This window comes from Agrobacterium sp. DSM 25558, assembly GCF_900100825.1.
Taxonomy (GTDB): domain Bacteria; phylum Pseudomonadota; class Alphaproteobacteria; order Rhizobiales; family Rhizobiaceae; genus Agrobacterium.
Genome location: NZ_FMUD01000030.1, coordinates 1 through 22,291 on the forward strand (window position 1 = coordinate 1; position 22,291 = coordinate 22,291).

The 22,291-nt window shown below is 58.2% G+C and carries 17 protein-coding genes; 10 read left to right on the top strand and 7 right to left on the bottom strand.

The genetic code is table 11. From position 1 onward, the window contains the following. Window positions 1-447: 447 nt before the first annotated feature. The 4 genes from lysS to DSM25558_RS21055 form a co-directional block, all read right to left on the bottom strand. The gene (gene lysS / locus DSM25558_RS21035) at window positions 448-1,947 is read right to left on the bottom strand and encodes a lysine--tRNA ligase (RefSeq protein ID WP_077106638.1); all 1,500 of its coding nucleotides are present in this window, start codon (window positions 1,945-1,947) and stop codon (window positions 448-450) included. A gap of 261 nt (window positions 1,948-2,208) precedes the next feature. Next, window positions 2,209-3,666, bottom strand: a complete 1,458-nt coding sequence (gene gltX, locus DSM25558_RS21045; RefSeq protein WP_077106640.1) for a glutamate--tRNA ligase — start codon at window positions 3,664-3,666, stop codon at window positions 2,209-2,211. Between the two features lie 263 nt (window positions 3,667-3,929). Beyond that, window positions 3,930-4,679: a TerC family protein gene (locus tag DSM25558_RS21050; RefSeq protein ID WP_077106641.1), complete on the bottom strand. Its 750-nt coding sequence runs from the start codon at window positions 4,677-4,679 to the stop codon at window positions 3,930-3,932. 154 nt (window positions 4,680-4,833) lie between these two features. Beyond that, on the bottom strand, window positions 4,834-5,505 hold the full coding sequence (locus DSM25558_RS21055) for a TetR/AcrR family transcriptional regulator (protein ID WP_188348519.1): 672 nt from the start codon (window positions 5,503-5,505) through the stop codon (window positions 4,834-4,836). 150 nt (window positions 5,506-5,655) lie between these two features. On the opposite strand from DSM25558_RS21055, the gene DSM25558_RS21060 reads away from it, so the two are divergent. From DSM25558_RS21060 to DSM25558_RS21105, 10 genes are all read left to right on the top strand, one after another. After that, window positions 5,656-6,855 (top strand): HlyD family secretion protein, encoded by a 1,200-nt coding sequence (locus DSM25558_RS21060; RefSeq protein ID WP_077106643.1) that lies wholly within the window; start codon window positions 5,656-5,658, stop codon window positions 6,853-6,855. Between the two features lie 79 nt (window positions 6,856-6,934). Further along, a complete protein-coding gene (locus tag DSM25558_RS21065; protein ID WP_077106644.1) occupies window positions 6,935-8,518 on the top strand; it encodes a DHA2 family efflux MFS transporter permease subunit in 1,584 nt (527 codons plus the stop codon). 353 nt (window positions 8,519-8,871) lie between these two features. Then, window positions 8,872-9,897 (top strand): LacI family DNA-binding transcriptional regulator, encoded by a 1,026-nt coding sequence (locus DSM25558_RS21070; protein ID WP_077106645.1) that lies wholly within the window; start codon window positions 8,872-8,874, stop codon window positions 9,895-9,897. A 24-nt stretch (window positions 9,898-9,921) separates the two neighbouring features. Beyond that, a complete protein-coding gene (xylB, locus tag DSM25558_RS21075; RefSeq protein ID WP_077106646.1) occupies window positions 9,922-11,376 on the top strand; it encodes a xylulokinase in 1,455 nt (484 codons plus the stop codon). 255 nt (window positions 11,377-11,631) lie between these two features. Continuing rightward, the gene (gene xylA / locus DSM25558_RS21080) at window positions 11,632-12,942 is read left to right on the top strand and encodes a xylose isomerase (RefSeq protein ID WP_077106647.1); all 1,311 of its coding nucleotides are present in this window, start codon (window positions 11,632-11,634) and stop codon (window positions 12,940-12,942) included. Between the two features lie 680 nt (window positions 12,943-13,622). Continuing rightward, on the top strand, window positions 13,623-14,255 hold the full coding sequence (locus tag DSM25558_RS21085; protein ID WP_077106648.1) for an NAD(P)H-dependent oxidoreductase: 633 nt from the start codon (window positions 13,623-13,625) through the stop codon (window positions 14,253-14,255). Window positions 14,256-14,562: 307 nt separating this feature from the next. Then, complete coding sequence (locus DSM25558_RS21090) at window positions 14,563-15,603, top strand: methionine ABC transporter ATP-binding protein (protein ID WP_083716604.1); 1,041 nt, start codon at window positions 14,563-14,565, stop codon at window positions 15,601-15,603. Next, window positions 15,593-16,261 carry a methionine ABC transporter permease gene (locus DSM25558_RS21095; RefSeq protein ID WP_077106650.1) on the top strand — a complete coding sequence of 223 codons (669 nt, stop codon included), beginning with the start codon at window positions 15,593-15,595 and terminating at the stop codon, window positions 16,259-16,261. Before DSM25558_RS21090 ends, DSM25558_RS21095 begins: the two co-directional genes overlap by 11 nt. Before the next feature lie 25 nt (window positions 16,262-16,286). Beyond that, window positions 16,287-17,063, top strand: coding sequence for a MetQ/NlpA family ABC transporter substrate-binding protein (locus DSM25558_RS21100; protein ID WP_067651068.1), 777 nt, complete (start codon window positions 16,287-16,289; stop codon window positions 17,061-17,063). Window positions 17,064-17,263: 200 nt separating this feature from the next. After that, window positions 17,264-19,456 (top strand): putative bifunctional diguanylate cyclase/phosphodiesterase, encoded by a 2,193-nt coding sequence (locus DSM25558_RS21105; protein ID WP_077106651.1) that lies wholly within the window; start codon window positions 17,264-17,266, stop codon window positions 19,454-19,456. 280 nt (window positions 19,457-19,736) lie between these two features. Here the strand turns inward: DSM25558_RS21105 and DSM25558_RS21110 are convergent, their stop codons facing one another. From DSM25558_RS21110 to DSM25558_RS21120, 3 genes are all read right to left on the bottom strand, one after another. After that, a complete protein-coding gene (locus DSM25558_RS21110) occupies window positions 19,737-20,681 on the bottom strand; it encodes an oxygen-dependent tRNA uridine(34) hydroxylase TrhO (RefSeq protein ID WP_077106652.1) in 945 nt (314 codons plus the stop codon). A gap of 93 nt (window positions 20,682-20,774) precedes the next feature. After that, complete coding sequence (locus tag DSM25558_RS21115; protein ID WP_077106653.1) at window positions 20,775-21,683, bottom strand: CHAD domain-containing protein; 909 nt, start codon at window positions 21,681-21,683, stop codon at window positions 20,775-20,777. Then, on the bottom strand, window positions 21,667-22,155 hold the full coding sequence (locus tag DSM25558_RS21120; protein ID WP_077106654.1) for a CYTH domain-containing protein: 489 nt from the start codon (window positions 22,153-22,155) through the stop codon (window positions 21,667-21,669). Before DSM25558_RS21120 ends, DSM25558_RS21115 begins: the two co-directional genes overlap by 17 nt. Between the last annotated feature and the right edge of the window lie 136 nt (window positions 22,156-22,291).

The window sequence follows — 22,291 nt, forward strand, 5'->3', positions numbered from 1 at the left end:
TGAACTGCCTGTACTCCAGTGCTTTCCCGCAGGATACGCGCAGACATCGAAGCGGGCTTTGGAAATGTCGATACCAACAACGGTAAGTTCCTGTATCATGGCCTTGCTCCCAGTCTTGTGGTGCGGGCGAAAGCCCGATCAACCGTTCGGGGTCAAAGGGAGCAGGCAGGGCCTTGCTTGATGTCGGCTCTTTCAAACCGGTGCGGAAATACGGCCTCCTGCCTGCATTGACCGGGATGCGCGTCCCGGTCAATGCAACAAGTAAACCACATTTCGTCCACACAAGTGCGGGGTGACGGAGGTGAGGGTATTTCCGCCAAACTTTTCTTCAACTTAAACCGAACAGCAGTGGGCCTGACCCAAGAACCCATCATCCGCACCGGCCAACAAAAAAGCCGAAGGCATCGCTGCCTCCGGCTTCTCATTTTCAGTGATAACAGACCGCTATCAATCCGTCTTCTGGCGACGCGCCGGGAACAGGATGACATCGCGGATGGATGGCGCATTGGTCAGCAGCATGACCAGACGGTCCACGCCGATGCCGAGGCCACCGGCTGGCGGCATGCCCTGGTCGATGGCGTCGAGGAACTCGTCGTCTAGCTGCTTGTCCTTTTCGCCACGGGCATGCGCCTGCTCCAGCTGTTCCACCATGCGGCGGCGCTGTTCTTCCGGGTCGTTGAGTTCGGAAAACGCATTGCCCACTTCCCAGGCGTTGCAATAGCTCTCGAAGCGCTCGACCAGACGCGGCTCGCCCGGCACTTCCTTGGCGAAGGGCGAGATGTCCTTCGGGAAATGCGTGACGTGGCTTGGCTGGATCAGCGTGGCCTCGACCTTTTCTTCAAAGATGAAGGCCAGGCATTCACCCCATGTCCAGTCCTTCTCGACTTCGAAACCTGCAGCTCGTGCCGCAGCGCGGGCTTCTTCATCTGTTTTGATCGCCAGGAAGTCGATGCCCGTGGCTTCCTTCACCGCATCCGGCATCGGCACGCGCTTGAACGGACCCTTGAAGGAAATCGTCTTGCCCTGGAAATCCAGTTCCGTCGTGCCGTGAATGGCCAGCGCCAGCGTTTCGAACATACGCTCGACCAGACCCATGATGTCTTCGTAATCGGCATAGGCCCAATAGCATTCCAGCATGGTGAATTCCGGATTGTGCCGGGTGGAAACACCTTCATTGCGGAAGTTGCGGTTGATTTCGAATACCTTGTCGGACAGGCCCGAGACCAGCGTGCGCTTCAAAAACAGTTCCGGCGCGATGCGCAGATACATGTCCATCTTCAGCGTGTTGTGGAAGGTCTTGAACGGATCAGCCGTCGCGCCGCCATACACGGTCTGCAACATCGGCGTTTCCACCTCGAGGAAGGCTTCCTCTTCCATGAAGCGGCGAATGCCGGAGATGATCTTGGAACGCTGCTGGAAACGCAGCTTGGATTCCTCGTTGGAGAGAATATCCAGATGGCGCTTGCGATAACGAATTTCGATATCGGAAATGCCGCTCCACTTCTCCGGCATCGGCAGCAGAGACTTGGTCAGCATGGTGATCTCTTCGGCATTGATCGTCAGCTCACCGCGCTTGGTGCGGCGCACCTTGCCGGTCACGCCAATGATATCGCCAATATCGATCATCGGCAGAAGATCACGCGCTTCTTGTGGCGTCGTGTCCTTGTGGCTGAAAATCTGGACCTTGCCGGAGGCGTCATGGATATCCATGAACATGCCGGAATTGCGGTTGGAATAGACGCGGCCCGCAACCGTCACCGTATCGCCGGTTTCAACGTCAGGCTCGATGTCGGCGTATTTTTCAGCCAGCTCGGCATTGGTCAGTGTGCGGTGAAAATGGGCGGGATACACATCGCCAACCTTCTCACGCAGCATCGCCAGCTTCTGGCGGCGCACTTCTGTCACGTCGGAGGAAAGGACGGTCGTTTCAGTTGTCTTGTCGGTCATCGTCGGGGCCTTTTTCGGGCTGTGTTGTTTTCATTGCTGCGGTCACGACACGCGCCCGCACCTTTTCCGTATCTGGTATCCTCAGCCCTCTCGATCGTCATCCGCCCACCTCCACCGCCGTCATCCTCGGGCTTGACCCGAGGATCTACCGGCGGAGCGGCGTTCTCACCGTCGAGGCCTAGGAACCCGACGTAGATCCTCGGGTCAAGCCCGAGGATGACGAGCGTGGGGTCTGCCGAGCAACACCAAACAGCGTCGCCTTTACGTTCCAGCGCCAACCATCGTCGCCGCAACCGCAATCGCCACCTTCAACCGCTGGCGCACCACGGACCGCCCCAGCACCGCCATGCTATCAAACAGCGGCAGCGAGCGCGACGAACCGGACATCGCAACAAACAACGGCGGCGTCACCACGCGCAGCTTCTTGCCCGTGCGCTCCGCCACATCGCGCAATTCCGCCTCGATGGCTTCAAGTGTCCAGTCTGGCATTTTTTCCAGATCGGCGGCAACTGTGGTCAGGATTTCGTGGATTTCTTCCGGCTTGCTCTTCAGGCCAGAGAAGGACGCAGGCGTCAGGCCGACATCGCTGGATAGCAGGAAGCCTGCAAGGTTTGGCAGATCGCCCAGCTTGGAAATACGGCTCTGCGAAAGCTTCAAACCTTCCGTAAGACGCGCATTTTCCATCGCCCATTCCAAAGTGCGGGCAATGAACTCGTCCTGCGTCAGCTTTTCACGCAGCCAGCGGCCATTCAGCCAATCCAGTTTCTGAATATCGAAGATCGCGCCCGCCTTGGACAGCGCTTCTGGGTCGAACTTTTGCGCCAGCTCGTCCATGGTCAAAAGCTCTTCGCCTTCGCCCAGCTGCACGAAGAACAGGCCGAGGAAGTTCATCAGCGCTTCCGGCAGATAACCGAGTGCGGAGTAGTAGGAGATCGACGTCGGGTTCTTGCGTTTCGACAGCTTGGATTTGTCGGCATTGCGCATCAAGGACAGATGCATGAATGTCGGCTGGTCCCAACCGAAATAGCGGTACAGCAGAATGTGCTTCGGCACCGATGCCAGCCACTCCTCGCCGCGCGCGACATGGGTGATCTTCATCAGATGGTCGTCGATGACATTGGCCATGTGATAGGTCGGCATGCCATCGGCCTTCATCAGAACCTGCATGTCGACGCTGTCCCAAGGGATCGAAACATCGCCGTAAACGCCGTCGGTGAAATCGCAGGAGCCCTCGGTCGGGATTTTCATGCGCACGACGGAGGCTTCTCCCGCTTCCATCTTGGCAGTCACTTCTTCCGCCTTCAGATGAAGGCAAAGACCGTCATATTTCGGCGGCTTGCCAGCGGCGCGCTGCGCCTCGCGCATCTCCGTCAGCCGCTCTGGCGTGCAGAAACAGCGGAAGGCATGGCCTTTTTCCAGCAGCTCGTCGGCAAATGGCTGGTACATGTCCTTGCGGTCGGACTGGCGGTAGGGGCCGTAAGGGCCGCCAACGTCAGGGCCTTCAGACCACTTCAGCCCGGTCCATTTCAGCGCTTCCAGCACCTTGTCTTCATATTCGCGCGTGGAGCGCGTGGCATCGGTATCTTCGATGCGCAGAATGAATTCACCACCATGCTTCTGGGCGAAGAGATAGTTGAAAAGCGCAATATAAGCGGTGCCGACATGCGGCTCGCCAGTGGGGGAAGGTGCAATACGGACGCGGACGCCGGAAGTGGTCATTGAAATTCACTCGTCGTGACTGGTTGTGACATGAGGCTGATAGTGCCCGATATCACGAAAATTGACGTTGGATGCAGCGGGAATGGCTGAAAACAGGCGCAAAGCGCAGCTTTCACACGTTCCCATTAGGCATGGCCTTAGGCCATATTACGCCGCATGCGTCAAGAAAATACGGAACCTTTTTGGTTCGTGGACCGAGGCGTTTGATGCAAAAAGGCCCGCATGAGGCGGGCCTTTTGTATCCTCAGCTTGGCGCAGCGCACTTAATGCACTGTACCCTTCTTCTTCTTGCGGGCATTTCGCGAGATCATGTTCAGCACTTCCACCAGCGCCGAGAAGGCCATGGCGGCATAGACGTAGCCCTTTGGAACATGGAAGCCCATGCCTTCGGCGATCAGCGTCGTGCCGATCATCAAAAGGAAGGCGAGTGCCAGCATGACGATGGTCGGGTTCTTCTCGATGAAGTTGGCCAGCGGCGTTGCGGCAAGCAGCATGACGGTGACGGCAAAGACGACGGCGACGACCATGATCGGCACGTGTGGTGTCATGCCGACGGCGGTAATGATGCTGTCCACGGAGAAGACGAGGTCGAGCAGCAGGATCTGGACGATGGCGGACGAGAAGCTGTTGATGGCAGCGCCGCCGACCATGTCTTCCTTGTGATCTTCGGGGTCCACATTGTGGTGGATTTCCTTGGTGGCCTTCCATACGAGGAACAGGCCGCCGACGATCAGGATGATGTCCTTCCAGGAGAAGCCCTGGCCGAAGAGTTCGAACACCGGTTCGGTGAGCTGAACAATCCAGGCAACGGTGCCGAGCAAGCCGAGACGCATGACCAACGCCAGACCGATACCGATCTTGCGGGCCTTTTCGCGCTGGTTTTCAGGCAGCTTGTTGGTCAGAATGGAAATGAAAATCAGGTTGTCGATGCCAAGCACGACCTCCATGACGATAAGTGTGACGAGCGCCACCCATGCGGCGGGGTCTGTCAATAGAGGGACAATGGAGTCCATCGGGCCTGTTTTCCTTTTCAGCTATCCGGTTTCGACAATTCGAAACGCAACAGTTCTATATTCGAATGCGCGAGAAACAAGCGTGTGACAGAGGTGTTATGCCATATTTTCTGGATATTGCGCGCATAACGAGAAATGCGGATGCTGAATGGGCTCAGGCCTTCTTGGTTCCATAGGCCGCCATAAAAACGTCGATGGCACTGGAGAGGACACGCTCGGCATCTTCAGGTGGGACGTCCCCGTCCAACTCACCGAAGAGCCGCATTTTGAAGAACGTACCGGTCGCAAGCTCTATGAACTGGCGTGCTGCGAGGTCTACATCGGCAGCAACCAGCGTTCCCTGGTCGACATGGTGCTGGAGAAAATCGCGCAGCACGACGCGGACGTTGTTTGGTGCGGCGACGAAGAATCGTTGCGATAGTTTTGGCATGCGGTCGATAACGCCAAGCACTGAGCGCATGGCAGGTATCATGTCAGTGCATGTCACTTTATGGATGAAAGCATCTCCGAACTGCCAAAGTCCGTCGCGGACTTCCTCGGTGCCGGCCAGAATGTCGCGCATGGAATGGGCAAATTCTGCGCGGTGGCGGTCGATCAGGGCTGCAAACAGCTCGTCCTTGTTCTGGAAGTAGACGTAGATCGTACCCTTGGAAACGCTGGCTTCGCGGGTAATATCGTTCATGCTGGCGGCGTCGAAGCCCTTTTGCTTAAACACGCGCCATGCACCGTCAAGGATCTGCTCGCGCTTTGCCGGGTCTTCGCCCGCCGCAAACCGTCCCGCCGGTGAAGCGGTGCAGCACTCCTCACTGTGTTTGTCTTCGGTCACGCTTTGATCCGCCAATCTTTTAGATTCGATTCAATATATCGAACCAACCGGTTCGATATCACTTGATATGTGTCAGGAAAAAGATTAAGTCAATCGAACCGAACGGTTCAGTTCGAAGTTATTCTTTTTTTACAGTGAATGGTGTTACCGATGTCGGCCCAAAAAAGCGGTGCAGTCCGTGCAGTCAATTCGTCAGATGAAACCGAGGCACGCGCCGACGAGGGCAAGCCGGTGACGGCGGAGCAGAGCGCTGCTCCCGCGCAGGCCGCTGTTCCAGAAAAGAAAAAGCGCAAATCCTTCGTGCTTCCGGTCATCGCGGTTGCCATTTTGGCTGCTGGTGGATGGTATGGCTATCAGTACTGGACGGATGGACGTTTCCTCATCTCCACCGATGACGCCTATGTAAAGGGCGATATCGCGGTCATCTCGCCCAAGGTTTCCGGCTACATCACCAAGGTTGATGTCGTTGCCAACCAGGAAGTCAAGGCTGGCGATGAACTGGTGACGCTGGATGATGGCGATTACCGCAACGCGCTGGATCAGGCGGAAGCTCAGCTTCAGACGCAGCAGCTGTCGCTAAACCGTATCGATGCGCAGATTGCCGGTGCAGAAGCATCGCTGGCGCAGGCCGTTGCCCAGAAGGGTTCCTTGGATGCCGCATTGCGCGGTGCCGACATCAACCTGAAACGCGCCAACGAACTTAAAGCCAAGGATGTCGGCACGGCCGCATCGTCGGATAACGCCCAGATCGCAATGGAACAGGCCAAAGCCAATCTGGTCGCCGGTGAGGCGGGCGTCGTTTCCGCCCAGGCCAATATCGATCTGCTGAGAGCACAGCGCAAGGAAGCCGAAGGTTCGGTCAAGTCGCTGGAAATTTCCCGCGACAAGGCTGCCCGTGACCTGTCCTTCACCGTGCTGCGCGCGCCTTATGATGGCGTCATCGGTAATCTCTCGGTCCAGACCGGCGATCTCGTTTCGGTCGGCAAGCGTCTCGCATCGCTGGTGCCGATGGACAACCTCTATATCGATGCCAATTTCAAGGAAACGCAGCTCGCCAAGATAGAGCCCGGTTCCAGGGTGCGCGTGCATGTCGATGCCTTCGGCGACCACGACATCGAAGCCACGGTGCAGTCCATCGCGCCTGCTTCCGGCTCCGTGTTCTCGTTACTGCCGCCGGAAAACGCCACGGGCAACTTCACCAAGGTTATCCAGCGTGTGCCGGTTCGCGTCGTCTTTTCCAAGGAAGATCTTGCCAAGCATAAGCTGCGCGCTGGCCTGAGCGTGGTGGTCGATGTCGATACCCGCACGGCACCGGACAATACGCGCACGGCTCAGAATCAGGCGAAGTAATCTTCGCTAGACCGTTTTCACGCAATTCCAGCAACAGCGTTTCGCATGTGTTGCTGGCATTGCTCTAAGGACCAAGATCATGGCGGCAACAGCCACTATGGCAGGCGGTACGATGGCCGCCGCCGATCCACCGATGGATAAAAAGCGCCTTATCGCATTTTTCGCGATGGTGTTCGGCATGTTCATGTCGATCCTGGATATCCAGATCGTGTCTGCATCGCTTGCGGAAATTCAGGCCGGTCTGGGTGCCGGGTCGGATGAAATCGCCTGGGTGCAGACCTCCTATCTGATTGCGGAAGTCATCATGATTCCGCTGTCGGGAACGCTGGCGCGTATCTTGTCGACACGGGTGCTGTTTGCCACCTGCGCCGCCGGCTTCACCATTTCCAGCGCCCTGTGTGCGACAGCCACGAACATCGACCAGATGATCGTCTATCGTTGCATTCAGGGCTTCATAGGCGGCGGCATGATCCCATCTGTATTTGCCGCCGCCTTTACGATTTTCCCGGCCTCGAAGCGCTCGGTGGTGTCCCCCATCATCGGTCTCGTGGCAACGCTGGCACCCACCATCGGCCCGACGGTCGGTGGCTATCTGTCGAATGCCTTCTCCTGGCACTGGCTGTTCCTCGTCAACATCATCCCCGGCATCATCGTCACTCTGGTGACGTGGAATTTCATCGATTTCGACAAGCCGGAACTGCCGCTGTGGAAAAAGTTCGACTGGTGGGGCCTGCTGTCCATGGGCGTGTTCCTGGGCTCGATGGAATATATCCTGGAAGAGGGCAACAACAACGATTGGTTCAACGACACCCACATCGTCATCGGTGCAGTGGCGATGACAATCGGCGGCGTCGTGTTCTTCTGGCGCGCCTTCAATGTCGATTTCCCCGTGGTGGATTTGAAAGCCTTTGCGGACCGGAATTTCTCCATCGGCTCGCTGTTTTCTTTCGTCATGGGCATCGGACTTTACGGCTTGACCTATATGTACCCGCTCTATCTCGGGCGCATTCGCGGTTACGATGCGCTAATGATCGGCGAGACGATGTTCGTCTCGGGCATGGCCATGTTTTTCACCGCGCCGATTGCGGGCAAACTGTCCACCAAGCTCGATCCGCGTTTGATGATGGCCATCGGTTTCATCAGTTTCGGTTCGGGAACGTGGATCATGACCTATGTCACCGCAGACTGGGACTTCTACGAGCTGCTGATCCCGCAAATCCTGCGCGGCTTCGGGCTGATGATGTGCATGGTGCCGATCAACAACATCGCGCTCGGCACCCTGCCGCCAGCTCGCATGAAGAACGCGTCCGGCCTGTTCAATCTCACCCGTAACCTTGGCGGTGCCGTGGGCCTTGCGATCATCAACACCCTGCTCAGCCAGCGCACCGACGATCACTATTTCCGCATCGCCGAGCATGTGAATTTCGGTAATCCGGCCGCGCTGGAATGGCTGAACACGGTTGGTGCAAACTACGACTCCTACGGCATGGACGGCACCTCCGTTGCGGTCAAGAAGCTCGTCGGCGTGGTGTCTCAACAGGCATGGTTGCAGGCCTTTGCGGATGTCTTCCTGGCGCTGACAGTTCTGTTCAGTTGCCTCATCTTCCTGACGGTGCTCATCAAGAAACCCAAAGCCGCGCCCCCACCGGGCGCCGGGCACTAATTTTAAAGTTCCACCGCAGCGCTGAAGGGTCGCCAGAAATGGCGGCCCTTTTCGTTTGGTGGGGAGCGTCGAGTATGCCGCTCACCCCCCTCTGTCCTGCCGGACATCTCCCCCACAGGTGGGGAGATCGATTCGTTGAAACCTCTCGCCCATCTTGAAGGCTGCGGATAGAGCGAGGAGCAAACGTCTTGCCAATCTCCCTCCTTGTGGGGGAGATGTCCGGCAGGACAGAGGGGGGTGAGCCACACCCTCAACCTCAAAATCGATACCCCGACCCCGATACTGAGGTACGTACGTCATTTTCTGATTTACGTACCTCAAAAACTCCTCTAAGGAATCTCCCGGGAGAAAACATGAAGCCGACAGTTCACGATATTGCCTCGAAGGCAGGCGTCAGTCTGGCCACCGTTGATCGGGTGATCAACCTGCGTCCGGGTGTGCACGCTGTCACGCGTGCCAAGGTCGAGACGGCGATTTTGGAGCTGGGTTATGTGCGCGATATGGCGGCTGCCAATCTGGCCAAGGGCCGGAGCTATGCGCTGGTCTTCATTCTGCCCAACAACGACAACTCATTCATGGCCGGCCTTCGCGCCGAGGTGCGGGCTGCGGCCTCGCGGTCTTACGTCGAGCGTACATCCATCCGCATCATCGAGGTGCCACCCTTTGATGCGGCTGCTCTCGCGCAGGCGCTCGATGTGGCGCGGCTGGAAAAGCCGTCCGGCGTTGCCTTCGTCGCCATCGATGCGCAGGATGTGGTGGAAGCGGCGGATCGGTTGGCCGATAGCGGCATTGCGGCCGTCACACTCGTCTCTGATATCACCGGCTCCCGGCGCGATCATTTTGCGGGTGTCGATAACGTCGCCGCGGGACGTACCGCTGCCAGCCTGATGGGTCGGTTTCTGCCGGAAAAAGGTGGCGATGTCGCGGTTCTGGCGGGCTCCATGCTCGTCAAGGACCACCGCGAACGGCTCGCCGGGTTCCAGTCGGTCATAGCGGAAGAGTTTCCCGATCTGCACCTCCTGCCGGTTCTGGAGGGGCGCGATGACCCTGAAACTGTCGAGCAGCTGGTGGCGGAATGCCTCAGGGCAAATCCTGATCTTCTCGGCCTCTACAGTTTGGGTGCCGGTAATCGCGGTCTCATCAAGGCGCTTAAGGCGTCGCGCCAACCATCATACCCTTGCGTTATCGCCCACGAACTGACCGAAAACACCGCCATTGCCTTGGCGGAAGGCGTGTTCGATGCCGTGCTGAACCAGGATGCGGGCCATGAGGTGCGCAGCGCCATCCGGGTGCTCAAAGCCCGTGCCGATGGCCTTGCCGTCATCGAGGCGCAGGAGCGCATTCGTATCGACATATTCTTGCGGGATAATCTCCCCTGACACTGACATAGCACTGGAGGAAACATGTATCTCGGTCTCGATTTGGGAACATCCGGCGTCAAGGCGCTGCTGATCGATGGTGATCAAAACGTCATCGGTTCGGCCAATGGCGCGCTCGACGTTTCACGCCTCCATCATGGCTGGTCGGAACAGGACCCCGCAGATTGGATTACCGCGACGGAAACAGCGATTGCCGGCCTGAGGGCGAAGCACCCTCAGGAATTGGCCGCCGTTAAGGGCATCGGCCTGTCGGGTCACATGCATGGCGCAACGCTGGTGGATGCGGCGGGCGATGTGCTGCGCCCCTGCATTTTATGGAACGACACCCGCTCTTATGCCGAGGCAGCAAAGCTGGATGCCGACCCGCGCTTCCGCAAGATCACCGGCAACATCGTTTTCCCCGGTTTTACCGCACCGAAGCTGGTGTGGGTCGCCAACAACGAACCTGAAATTTTCGCCAAGGTCGCCAAGGTGCTGTTGCCGAAGGATTATCTGCGCCTCTGGCTGACGGGCGAATACATCTCCGAAATGTCCGACTCCGCAGGCACCTCGTGGCTGGATACCGGCGCACGCAAGTGGTCGCCGGAACTGCTGGAGGCCACCGGCCTCTCCGAGAAGCAGATGCCATCGCTGGTGGAAGGCACGCAAGAGGCCGGAACGTTGCGCTCCGAACTTGCCTCCTCATGGGGCATTTCTGCCAAGGTGGTGGTTGCCGGTGGAGCAGGGGACAATGCCGCGTCTGCCTGCGGCATGGGTACGGTGTCAGAAGGCCATGCGTTCGTGTCGCTGGGCACATCCGGTGTTCTGTTCGCCGCCAACGCATCCTATCTGCCCAAGCCCGAAAGCGCCGTCCACGCCTTCTGCCACGCTTTGCCCAACACATGGCACCAGATGGGCGTCATTCTGTCGGCCACCGATGCACTGAACTGGTATTCCGGCGTCACTGGCAAATCCGCTGCCGATCTTTCCACCGAACTCGGCGACGAGCTGAAGGCTCCGACCGGCGTCACCTTCGCGCCTTACCTCTCGGGCGAACGCACCCCTCACAACGACGCGGCCATTCGCGGTTCCTTCATTGGCCTGTCCCACGAAAGCGACCGCAAGGCGCTGACGCAGGCCGTGATGGAAGGCGTGACCTTCGCCATCCGAGACAATCTCGAAGCCCTGAAATCCGCAGGCACCTCGATTGACCGCGTCACCGCCATCGGCGGCGGTTCGCGTTCGCGCTACTGGCTGGCCTCCATTGCCACCTCGCTCGGTGTTCCCGTGGACATTCCGGCGGAAGGTGATTTCGGCGCAGCATTCGGCGCAGCGCGTCTGGGGTTGATTGCAGCGACGGGGGCGGACCCGGTTGCGGTGTGTTCGCAGCCGGAGACGGAGGAGACGATCGAGCCGGTGGCTGCGCTGGGTGATGCCTATGAGGAGGCTTATGGGCGTTATCGGGCGCTTTATCCGGCGATCAAAGAGTTGTCGCATTGATGGTCGGTGGTCGGGGTTTACCCCCCTCTGGTCTGCCGACCATCTCCTCCACAAGGAGGGAGATCGGCTAGACGCTAACTCCTCGCTTTATCCGCAGCCTTGGAGATGGGCGGGAGGTTTCCACGAGTCGATCTCCCCACCTGTGGGGGAGATGCCCGGCAGGGCAGAGGGGGGTAAGCCCCACCTGCCAACACAAGCGAATATACTCAAGAACACTTTCACCATTTTACCACTATGCAAACTAGGGAGAGAACCATGACCACAGGCTTTTTCGGCGACATCCAGAAGATCAAATATGAAGGCCCAGACAGCACCAACCCGCTGGCCTTCCGCCATTACAACCCCGACGAAATCGTCGACGGCAAGCGCATGGAAGACCATTTGCGCTTTGCGGTGGCTTACTGGCACACCTTCACATGGCCGGGCGGCGACCCGTTCGGTAGTCAGACCTTCGAGCGTCCATGGTTTGAAGACACCATGCAGGCCGCGAAGCTGAAGGCAGATGTCGCGTTCGAATTCTTCTCGCTGCTCGGCTCGCCCTTCTACTGCTTCCACGACGCTGACGTGCGCCCCGAAGGCAAGACATTTGCGGAAAACACGCGCAACCTCAACGAGATCGTCGATTATTTCGGCCAGAAGCAGGCCGATACCGGCGTCAAGCTTCTGTGGGGCACGGCCAACCTCTTCTCCAACCGCCGCTTCATGTCCGGTGCCGCCACCAACCCGGACCCGGATGTTTTTGCCTATTCGGCTGCAACGGTAAAGACGTGCATGGATGCCACCAAGACACTCGGCGGCGCGAACTACGTTCTGTGGGGCGGTCGTGAAGGTTATGAAACCCTGCTGAACACCGATGTGAAGCGCGAGCTCGATCAGCTTGGCCGCTTCCTCAATCTGGTGGTGGAATACAAGTACAAGATCGGTTTCGAAGGCACGATCCTCATCGAGCCCAAGCCGCAGGAACCCACCAAGCACCAGTATGACTACGACGTCGCCACCGTCTACGCCTTCCTGCAAAAGCACGGGCTGGACAAGGAAGTGAAGGTCAATATCGAACAGGGCCACGCCATTCTGGCCGGTCACTCCTTCGAACACGAGTTGGCCATGGCCAACGCCTTCGGCATTTTCGGCTCCATCGACATGAACCGCAACGACTACCAGTCCGGCTGGGATACCGACCAGTTCCCCAACAACGTGCCGGAAATGGCACTGGCCTATTACCACGTGCTGGTAGGTGGCGGCTTCAAGAACGGCGGCACCAACTTCGATTCGAAGCTGCGCCGTCAGTCGCTCGACCCGGCAGATCTGCTCATCGGTCACATCGGCGGCATGGATTGCTGCGCCCGTGGCCTCAAAGCTGCTGCCAAGATGGTCGAAGACAAGGCCCTGTCACAGCCGCTGGCAGACCGCTACGCCAAGTGGGATTCGGCCGACGCCCAGAAGCTGCTGCGCGGCGAACTGAAGCTCGATGACATTGCTGCGATGGTCGAGCGCGACAACATCAACCCTGAGCCTAAGTCCGGTCGTCAGGAATATCTGGAAAACGTGGTCAATCGCTACGTTTAATAGGGTCGCCTGCCGCGTGGCAGGCGCTTCCTCTACCCGCCCCGGAACCTCCGTCACCCCGGCCTTGAGCCGGGGTCCAGTGCGATCAAGTCCTTGATCGCAAGAGACTCTTTCGCGCCGCAGACGCGGCGCTGCTGGATTCCGGCTCGAGGCCGGAATGACGGAGATTGGGGCGAGGCCTATGCTTGAAAAGCCTCCATTTCGTCGCCAAACCAACCCCACAAAAAATAAAATAATTTTTTCTCCACGCTCTCCCACCCTCCCGCATAATCCCCGTGCTTTCGAAGCAAAGGGGTGCAACGCGCGGCACTCCCACGGTTCGAAAGCCGGTATCGACAAGCGGCATCTCTTAAAAGAGGGCCGTTTCCGTGGACCCACCTCTTGCCATTGGCCAGGCAAGGGACCGGGCGTTCCGATAGATATCGTGACAGTGTTGTTGTAACGGGTCCGGCAAATGCCAAGACCTCGACCATACCTGCCAATGCAACACGCATTTGCCGGGCATTCATCATCCCTCCGGTTCGCTTTTTTCATAAAGCGGGCCGGAGCGGATTTTGCGTGGTTACTTCTCTGTGCCTTCTTGTGTGCGGCGCAACATGACCTATGTGTGGTGGGTTTTATGGAGAGCCCGGCTCGGCGCATGCGTGCCATGACATGAGGGTCGTCCCAAGGAGATTTTTATGCTGATCGAGAAATTGAACTGGCGTTATGCCACCAAGAAAATGGACCCTTCCAAGTCGGTTTCGCAGGACAAGGTCGACCGCATCATCGAAGCCGCTCGTCTGGCACCGACATCGAGTGGCTTGCAGCCTTTCGAAATCATCGTCGTCACCAACCCGGAAACGCGCGCCAAAATCCAGGAAATTTCCTGGAACCAGGCGCAGGTCACCGAAGGTTCGCACCTGCTGGTATTCGCCGCTTGGGACAACTACACAGCAGACCGCATCAACCATATGTTCGATCTGACCAATGACGAACGCGGCTTCAAGAACGAAGGCTGGGAAAAGTACCGGCAGTCTCTGCTGTCGTCTTACCCGCAGCGGGATGCCGAGGTGAATTTCCAGCACGCCGCCCGTCAGGCCTATATCGCGTTCGGCATCGCCGTTGCACAGGCCGCTTTCGAGGGTGTGGATTCCACTCCGATGGAAGGCTTCGAACCGGCCAAGCTGGACGAAATTCTCGGCCTTCGTGAAAAGGGCCTGCGCTCTGCAGTGATCCTGCCGCTGGGTTATCGCAAGGAAGAGGGCGACTGGCTGGTCAACCTCAAGAAGGTGCGCCGCCCGCTGGAAGAGTTCGTTACCACGGTGAAGTGATCGTTTGATCCGCTGATTTGGTCGATTTTTCTAACTTCTGATAATAATTGAAAAATCATACCTACAAAATAGTATCGCAGACGGGCATGTTTGCGATACAAAACAGCCGATCCCGGCTTCCATCAGGAAAGTTGAACATCAGTGCTACGGAACGTCTTGCCTTGTCGAATGTGCCTGATGGCAGCGTGAAGAGCGGCTTTTCTGCCGCCGGGTTTCGACGTAACAGATTTCATCCGAAGAGCATTTGATGACACCACAGAATTTTGCGGCCAGCCCCGTGCCTGCCGGTCAGGCGGCCAGCGACCCGATGGTCGTTTTTGACGCCGTGACCAAGACATTCGGCGATCCGGCCAGCCAGACCTCGTTCACCGCGCTTGCCGGTGTCGATTACACCGTACCCAGAGGCTCGATTTCCGGCATTATCGGCCGCTCCGGCGCGGGCAAGTCCACCCTCATCCGGCTCGTCAACGGGCTGGAGCGTCCAAGCGCTGGCAAGGTTGCCGTGGATGGTGTGGATGTCGGTGCGCTGGATGAAGCGGGCCTCCGCACCCTGCGCCGTTCTGTCGGCATGATCTTCCAGCACTTCAATCTTCTGTCGTCGCGCACCGCTTACGACAATGTCGCTTTGCCGCTGGAAATCGCTGGTGTCTCGCGGGCCGAGATCAAACAGAAGGTCGGGCCGTTGCTCGATCTGGTCGGGCTGGGCGATAAGGCCAACCGTTATCCCGCCGAACTTTCCGGCGGCCAGAAACAGCGCGTCGGCATTGCCCGTGCGCTGGCCACCGAGCCGAAGCTGCTGCTGTCCGACGAAGCCACGTCCGCGCTCGATCCTGAGACCACGCAGTCCATTCTGGAACTGTTGAAAAAGATCAACGCCGAGCTGAACCTTACCGTCCTGCTCATCACCCATGAGATGGAAGTGGTGAAGACCATCGCTTCTCAGGTAGCGGTCATCGACAAGGGTCTGATCGTTGAGCAGGGCACCACCTTCGATATCTTCACCAATCCGCGCCATGAAACGACCCGCAGCCTGCTATCGTCAGCCGTCGGCGTGAAGCTGCCGCATTGGGTCACATCCGGTTTGAAGCCGGATGCAGCGCCCGCCGACCGCGTACTGGTGCGTCTCGTCTTCTTCGGCGATACCGCCTTCCAGCCGCTCACGGCACGACTGGTCGCGGAAATCGGTCCTGATGTGAACATTCTCGCCGGCACCATCGAGGAAATCTCCGGCCAGCCTTTCGGCTCGCTGGTTGTTTCCTATCCGGCAACGCCCGATGTTACGGCCCGTGCCAACCGTTTCTATGCCGATACCGGCCTGACCACGGAGGTCCTCGGTTATGTCGCCTGATATGCTGTTTGCTGTTCTCTGGAAGGGTTTGATCCAGACGCTCCATATGGTCGCGGTTTCCGGTCTCGTCGGTTCGTTGCTCGGCCTGCCCATTGGCATTTTCCTCGCCACCAGTGGTAAGGGAGAGCTGTTCGAGGCACCCATGATCAACCGTGTCATCGGCCTCATCGTCAACGCCGCTCGCTCCACGCCGTTCATCATTCTGGTCGTGGCCATCATTCCGTTCACGCGGCTTGTTGCTGGCACCTCCATCGGCACCTCCGCCGCCATCGTACCGCTAACGGTGGCCACCGTTCCCTTTGTTGCCCGTCTGGTGGAAGCCGCCATCCGCGAGGTCGACAAGGGCCTTATCGAAGCCGCGCGTGCCATGGGCGCAACCCCGCTCCAGATCGTCACCAAGGTGCTGCTGGCCGAGGCAAAGCCCGGCATCACGCTGGCACTGACGCTGACGCTCGTCAGCCTCATCGGTTACTCGGCCATGGTCGGCGCTGTCGGCGGTGGTGGTCTGGGCGATCTTGGCATTCGCTATGGCTATCAACGCTTCATGCCTGACGTGATGCTGGTCGTCGTCGTCGTTCTCATCGTGCTTGTCCAGATCGTGCAAAGCGCAGGGGATGCGCTGGCGCGCAGCTTCGACAAGCGCAATCGTAAAAACTAAAAACACAAAACAAAGGAGACACCTCATGAAAAAACTCATCATCGCCGCATCGCTGGCAGCTCTGTTTGCAGGCAGCGCATTGGCTGAAACCATCAAGATCGGCGTTACACCTGCCGAACACGCGCAGATCATGGAGCAGGTGAAGAAGGTTGCGGCCACCAAGGGTCTCGATCTCGAAATCCTCGAATTCTCCGATTATGTCGTGCCGAACCAGGCGTTGGCGGATGGCGAGCTTCAGGCCAATTCCTTCCAGCACCAGCCTTATCTCGACAACCAGGTCGCAGATCGCAAGTTCGATCTCGTCAGCGTCGGCACCACCATCACCACGCCGATGGGCGTTTATTCCAAGAAGGTGAAGAGCCTTGACGAGCTGAAGGACGGCGCAACCGTCGGCATTCCGAACGACCCGACCAATGGCGGTCGCGCGCTTCTGGTTCTGGCATCCAAGGGTGTGCTTAAGGTCAACCCTGATGTTGGTCTGAAGGTCACGCCTGCCGATATCACCGAGAACCCGAAGAACATCCAGATCGTGGAACTCGATGCTGCCCAGCTGCCGCGTTCGCTGGACGATACCGATGCCTCGGTCATCAACACCAACTATGCGACAGCTGCCGGCCTGAACCCGAAGAAGGATTCCATCGCCATCGAAAGCGAGAAATCCCCCTACGCCAACGTCATTGCGGTGCGCGCTCAGGATAAGGACAAGCCTTGGGTAAAGACGCTGGTCGAATCCTACCAGAGCCCGGAAGTGAAGACCTTCATTCTTGAAAAGTACAACGGCACGGTCATTCCGTCCTGGTAAGCGGCGTTCTTAGACAGCCTTTTTCAACCTCTCCCGTGCAGACGGGGGAGGTTTTTTACATTCGGTTAGCCCTAAACTAAGACGTTACGAATTTTGCTCCATGCGCGTTGCAATTGAGAGCATTGCGGCGGGGTATTTTAATAGCTTTTGAAGACTTCACGCGGAATATACAGCCTTTAGAGGAAAAAAGATGCTGTCAGATGCCGCGTAAGCATGCCAGAACACTGTCGATCGGCCGGACCACCGCCGTGGCAGGGGTTTTGTCGGCGCTTGCCATCGTCGTCGCCATCGTCACCGTTCTCATTTTATCCGCGCTGGGCGATGTCGCCAAAAATGCCAATGCGCTGGACGATCAGCGCTCTTTGGAAACGACCTCCGGCGCACTCTCCACCTACCTCAATCAGCTCACCGCGACACTCAATGATTACGCAGCCTGGGACGACGCTGCCCGGTTTACCTATGCCGCCGATGGTCTGGAGTGGATCATCAGCAATTATGGCGACATGACCGTCAACAGCGAATTGTTCGACACGGCTGTCCTCATCGATATGAATGATCAGATTTTGATGTCCTACCGCCAGGGTGTGGCAACGGATTGGTCGCTTTCAGGCTATTTCGGCGATGGCTTGGCGGGACTGATTCAGCAGGCTCGCTCCATCCCGACCGGCCAGCCATCCGAAGTCTCGGGATTTTTGCGGACGCAGGACGGCATTGCCGCCGTCGGTGTCGCTCTGGTGCGCAACAAATTCGGCCTAATTGACGTGCCTGAAGCCGCGAGACGGTATCTGATCTTTGCTCGCCATTTGACGGCGCAGAAGATCGAGCAGCTTGCACATACCTATGTCATCACCGGGCTTGCCTTGCAGTCCCCCGATACGCATCCGGATTACTTCGTCAGCATCGTTGATCCCAGAGGGCAGGTGCTGGGCAATCTGACCTGGCAGTCGCAAATGCCGGGTGACATCAGCATGCGCGAGGTAAGGCCACGCATCTTCGCCGCCAATGCCATCAGCCTTCTATTCTTTCTGGCGCTCATCGCAATTGGTACCGCGGCCCTGAGAAAGCTGAAAAGCGATGAGGCGTCTGCCCGTCGTGAACTGTTGAGCGATCGGTTGACCGGACTGTACAACCGCCCCGGGCTGTTCCAGGGACTGAAGAAGTGCTTGCTGCGGTCGGGCGAAGACAATTCCTACGTCAATCTCATTTATCTCGATCTTGATGGTTTCAAGGAAATCAATGATTCCTTCGGCCACGGTGCTGGTGACCTATTGATCAAGGGTGTTGCGGCAGCTTTGAAGGTGCTTGTCGCAGACGGCACGCTACTGGCGCGGCTGGGCGGCGACGAGTTCGCAATCGTCCTGCAAGGCCCCGATGCCCGCATCGAAAGCCGCAAGCTTTGCGACGACATTCTGACCCTGTTCTCCGAACCCTTCATGATCGGTGATCGGGTTGCCGCCATCGGCTGCAGCATCGGAACGGCCGTGTCGAAGGGTGGCGATATCGACGGCGAGGAGTTGTTGCGCCGTGCCGATATGGCGATGTACGAGGCCAAGGAGAGCGGCCGTGGCCGCTACATGGCTTACGAACCGCACATGGACACACGCCGCGAGGAAAAGAACCAGCTCGAGGCAGATCTGAAATACGCCATCGAGCACGATGAAATCAAGGTCGTGTTCCAGCCCGTGGTCAACACGCTCACCCGCCGGATCAACGGTGTCGAAGCGCTGGCCCGCTGGAACCGCGCCGGTTATGGCCCGGTGTCGCCGGATGTCTTCATTGCGGCTGCGGAAAGCAGCGGTCTCATTGACCAGCTCGGTCTTGCCGTTCTGCGCAAGGCCTGCCATGAGGCGGTCGCCTGGCCGGACATAAAGCTTGCCGTCAACATCTCGCCAGTGCAGTTCAGAAATCCGCTTTTTGCCGCTCAGGTTCTGTCTATTCTCGAGGAACACGACATTGAGCCATCACGCGTGATGCTGGAAATGACCGAAGGCTATTTCATCCACCACCCGGAGCGGGCAGGTGCTGCCATCGAAAAGCTGAAACAGATCGGCGTCAGCATCGCGCTGGACGATTTCGGCTCCGGCTTTGCCAGCATCGGTTATCTGCGCCGCTTCGGCTTCAACCGCATGAAGATCGACAAGTCGCTGGTTGTGGCGCTGGATGAAGGCGGTCGCTCGCTGGAAATGCTGACAGCCACCGTGGCACTGGCCCGCTCGCTCGGCATTCCGGTGACGGCAGAAGGCATCGAAACGGAAGACCAGGCCGCCATTCTGCACCTGTGCGGCTGCGATGAATTGCAGGGCTATCTGTTCTCACGGCCGGTTGCGGCCGAACAGATTTTGCCGTTGCTGGAGGCGCAGGATGCGCCGGTGGCGCAGCGCAAGGTGTCTTGAGGTTTGAGGCGCGCGGCTGGTTACCTCTCCCCCTGTGGGAGAGGAAGAAAAATCATGATCTTAGCAGAGCTAAGTCATAGATTTTTCAAGTGTGGGGTTTGTGTGACGTCAACCTACAACACGCCGTCATCCTCGGGCTTGACCCGAGGATCTAACGAACCCCAACATCCAACGTGGTCAGATCCTCGGGTCAAGCCCGAGGATGACGGCGGAGAGGGTGGAGAGGGCGGAGACGGCAGAAAGGTAGGAGACGACGGATAGGAGGCGGTGGCGGAGAAGCCTATCGCCCAATATGCTTCTCACCCCGCATCTTCGCCAGATCGATCTGTTTCTGGCGGTTGCGGAAGCGTTGGCGGTCTTCTTCGGTGCGGTCGTCGTAGCAGCTGGGGCAGGAGACGCCTTCCTCGAACTTCGGCGAGAGGCGTACTTCTGGCGTAATCGGGTTGCGGCAGGCGTGGCAGAGTTTGTGGTCGCCTTCGGCCAGGCCGTGGACGACCGACACGCGCTCATCGAACACGAAGCAGGCACCTTCCCACAGGCTTTCTTCTTCCGGCACTTCTTCCAGATATTTCAGAATGCCGCCCTTGAGGTGGTAGACCTCGTCAAAGCCCTGATCCTTCATGAAGGCGGTGGCCTTTTCGCAGCGAATGCCGCCGGTGCAGTACATGGCGATCTTGGGCTTGTTGTGCAGGCCGGGATTGTTCTTCACCCAGTCTGGAAACTCGCGGAACGTCTTGGTCTGCGGATCGACCGCGCCCTTGAACAGGCCGATGGCGGTCTCGTAATCGTTGCGGGTATCGATGAGGATCGTATCGGGGTCCGAGATCAGCTCGTTCCAGTCCTTCGGATCGACATAGGTGCCGACGATCTGGTTCGGATCGATATCCGGCACGCCCATGGTGACGATTTCCTGCTTCAGCTTCACCTTCATGCGCACGAAAGGCATTTTGGAAGCGCGGCTTTCCTTATGCTCTAGGCCAGAGAATTCCGGCTGGGCGCGCAGGAAAGAGAGCACGTTGCCGACGCCCGCATCCGTTCCGGCAATGGTGCCGTTGATGCCTTCTGCGGCCAGAAGCAGCGTGCCTTTGACGCCATTTTGCTGGCACAGCGTAAACAGCGGCTCGCGCACGCTTTCAAACCGCGCAAAGCGGGCAAAATGATACAGCGCAGCCACGAGAAAATCACCGGCGGCTTCCGGGCGGGGTAGGGTGGAGGTGTCGGTCATGGCGGCTGAAATACAGCCAGATGTGCTTTTGCGCAATCATATTTCGCTGAGGCGCGCGGCTTGCGGTGAAGTTTTGAACACGCGTCCCATGACCTAGCCCGCAGCATGGTCCCACAAAAGGCTGATGATCCTGCTCTCACTCTTGGCGGATTCGGCAAACACCCGGTCGGCAAGATCGAGACACTCCTGACGCAGCGCCTGCTGACGATGGGTGATCGCATCGCGCAGCACACTCAGTGTTTCGTCGTTGGCAAAGCTTTCCGGCTCCTGTGTCGCAAAGGTTGCCAGCACGGAAAGATCATGTTCGTGGCCCAGAAGATCGACCAACTCTTTGGCGTGGATTTTCTTGGCCCGCATGGCCGATGGCCAGACCCGCCGCATGAGGGCCAGATGCATCCAGTAGACCTGTCCGCTCTTTCGCAGGTCGTGGAAGGCTTCGTCATGGGCTTGTTCGTGGCAGGCCTTGAGAGCTTCGAGCGCCCGTTTGCGCTGCTTGCGCCACGTGGCCCTCACCAGTTTCACAGCCACTTTCTGGCTTTCCGGCAAGGAGAGCTGCTTGAGGGCGCGCCTGCCATTTTCACATTCGGCAATCGTGGCTGCGATGCGGATGTGCAAGTCGCCATCGTCACCGGTTATCGCGTCACGCCGTTTTGCCAAGGTGTCGTGGGCGCTGGTGAGGGCAGCGCGCTGCGCATCCGTGTTGGTGAAATCCTGGAGGTAATGGATGGTTTCCACAAGGGCAGCGGCCTCGCGGGCCTGGGACAGCGAGCGGGCAATATCGCGAAAACGCAGGTTTTCGGTGGTTCGGAACGCCGGATTTTCGGCTTGCGTGAAGCGGTAGAGGGCGCGCAGCCGCTTGAATTTCTTGCGCGCGTCGTGCACGGCGGCATGGGGACCATCGGGTTGCTGTGACAAGCCGGAAATGGCGTCATCGATCAGCTCCAGTCCGACCCGTTTCAGTTCATCCGAAAAAGGTTTTGCAGGATTAATCTGGAATGACATGGCTCAACTCTGCACGCAAATCGTCTGTTGCCAGATGCTGGTTTGAAAAACGCGGGTCACCTGTGACTTCCGGGCCCAGCCATGTTGGCAAGTCGGGCTGGTCGGTCTCTGCTTTCAACTCCACTTCCGCGACGACGAGGCCCTTGTAGAGACCGTCGAAGACGTCGATTTCCCAGATGAAACCCTGATGCTCCACTGTGTGGCGGATTTTTTCGATGATGATGCCGGTGGCGGTGGTCAGCAATTCCTCGGCATCGGCGACGGGAATGTCATATTCATATTCGTCGCGCACAAGGCTGTTGGTGCCGATCTTGATGGTCAGGGTTGCGCTGTCATCGCCTTTGATGCGCACCCGCACGGATCGGTCTTGCAAAGAGACGATGTAGCCTTGCCGGAACGGCGTGCGTGACGCGGTCTGGTCGCGCCAGCTCTCATCTGCGACCAGAAACTTGCGTTCGATTTCTTTTGCCATTCAACAACCTGCCTGATTTCGGCCACCGTAACCTATGCAACTGTCATGAAAAAGTAATGAAACTGAAATATTTCGTTTTGCCTCGACAGGTCAGGCTTGGCGCGGTAATTGAATGCGCAATTCAATCGATTCAATA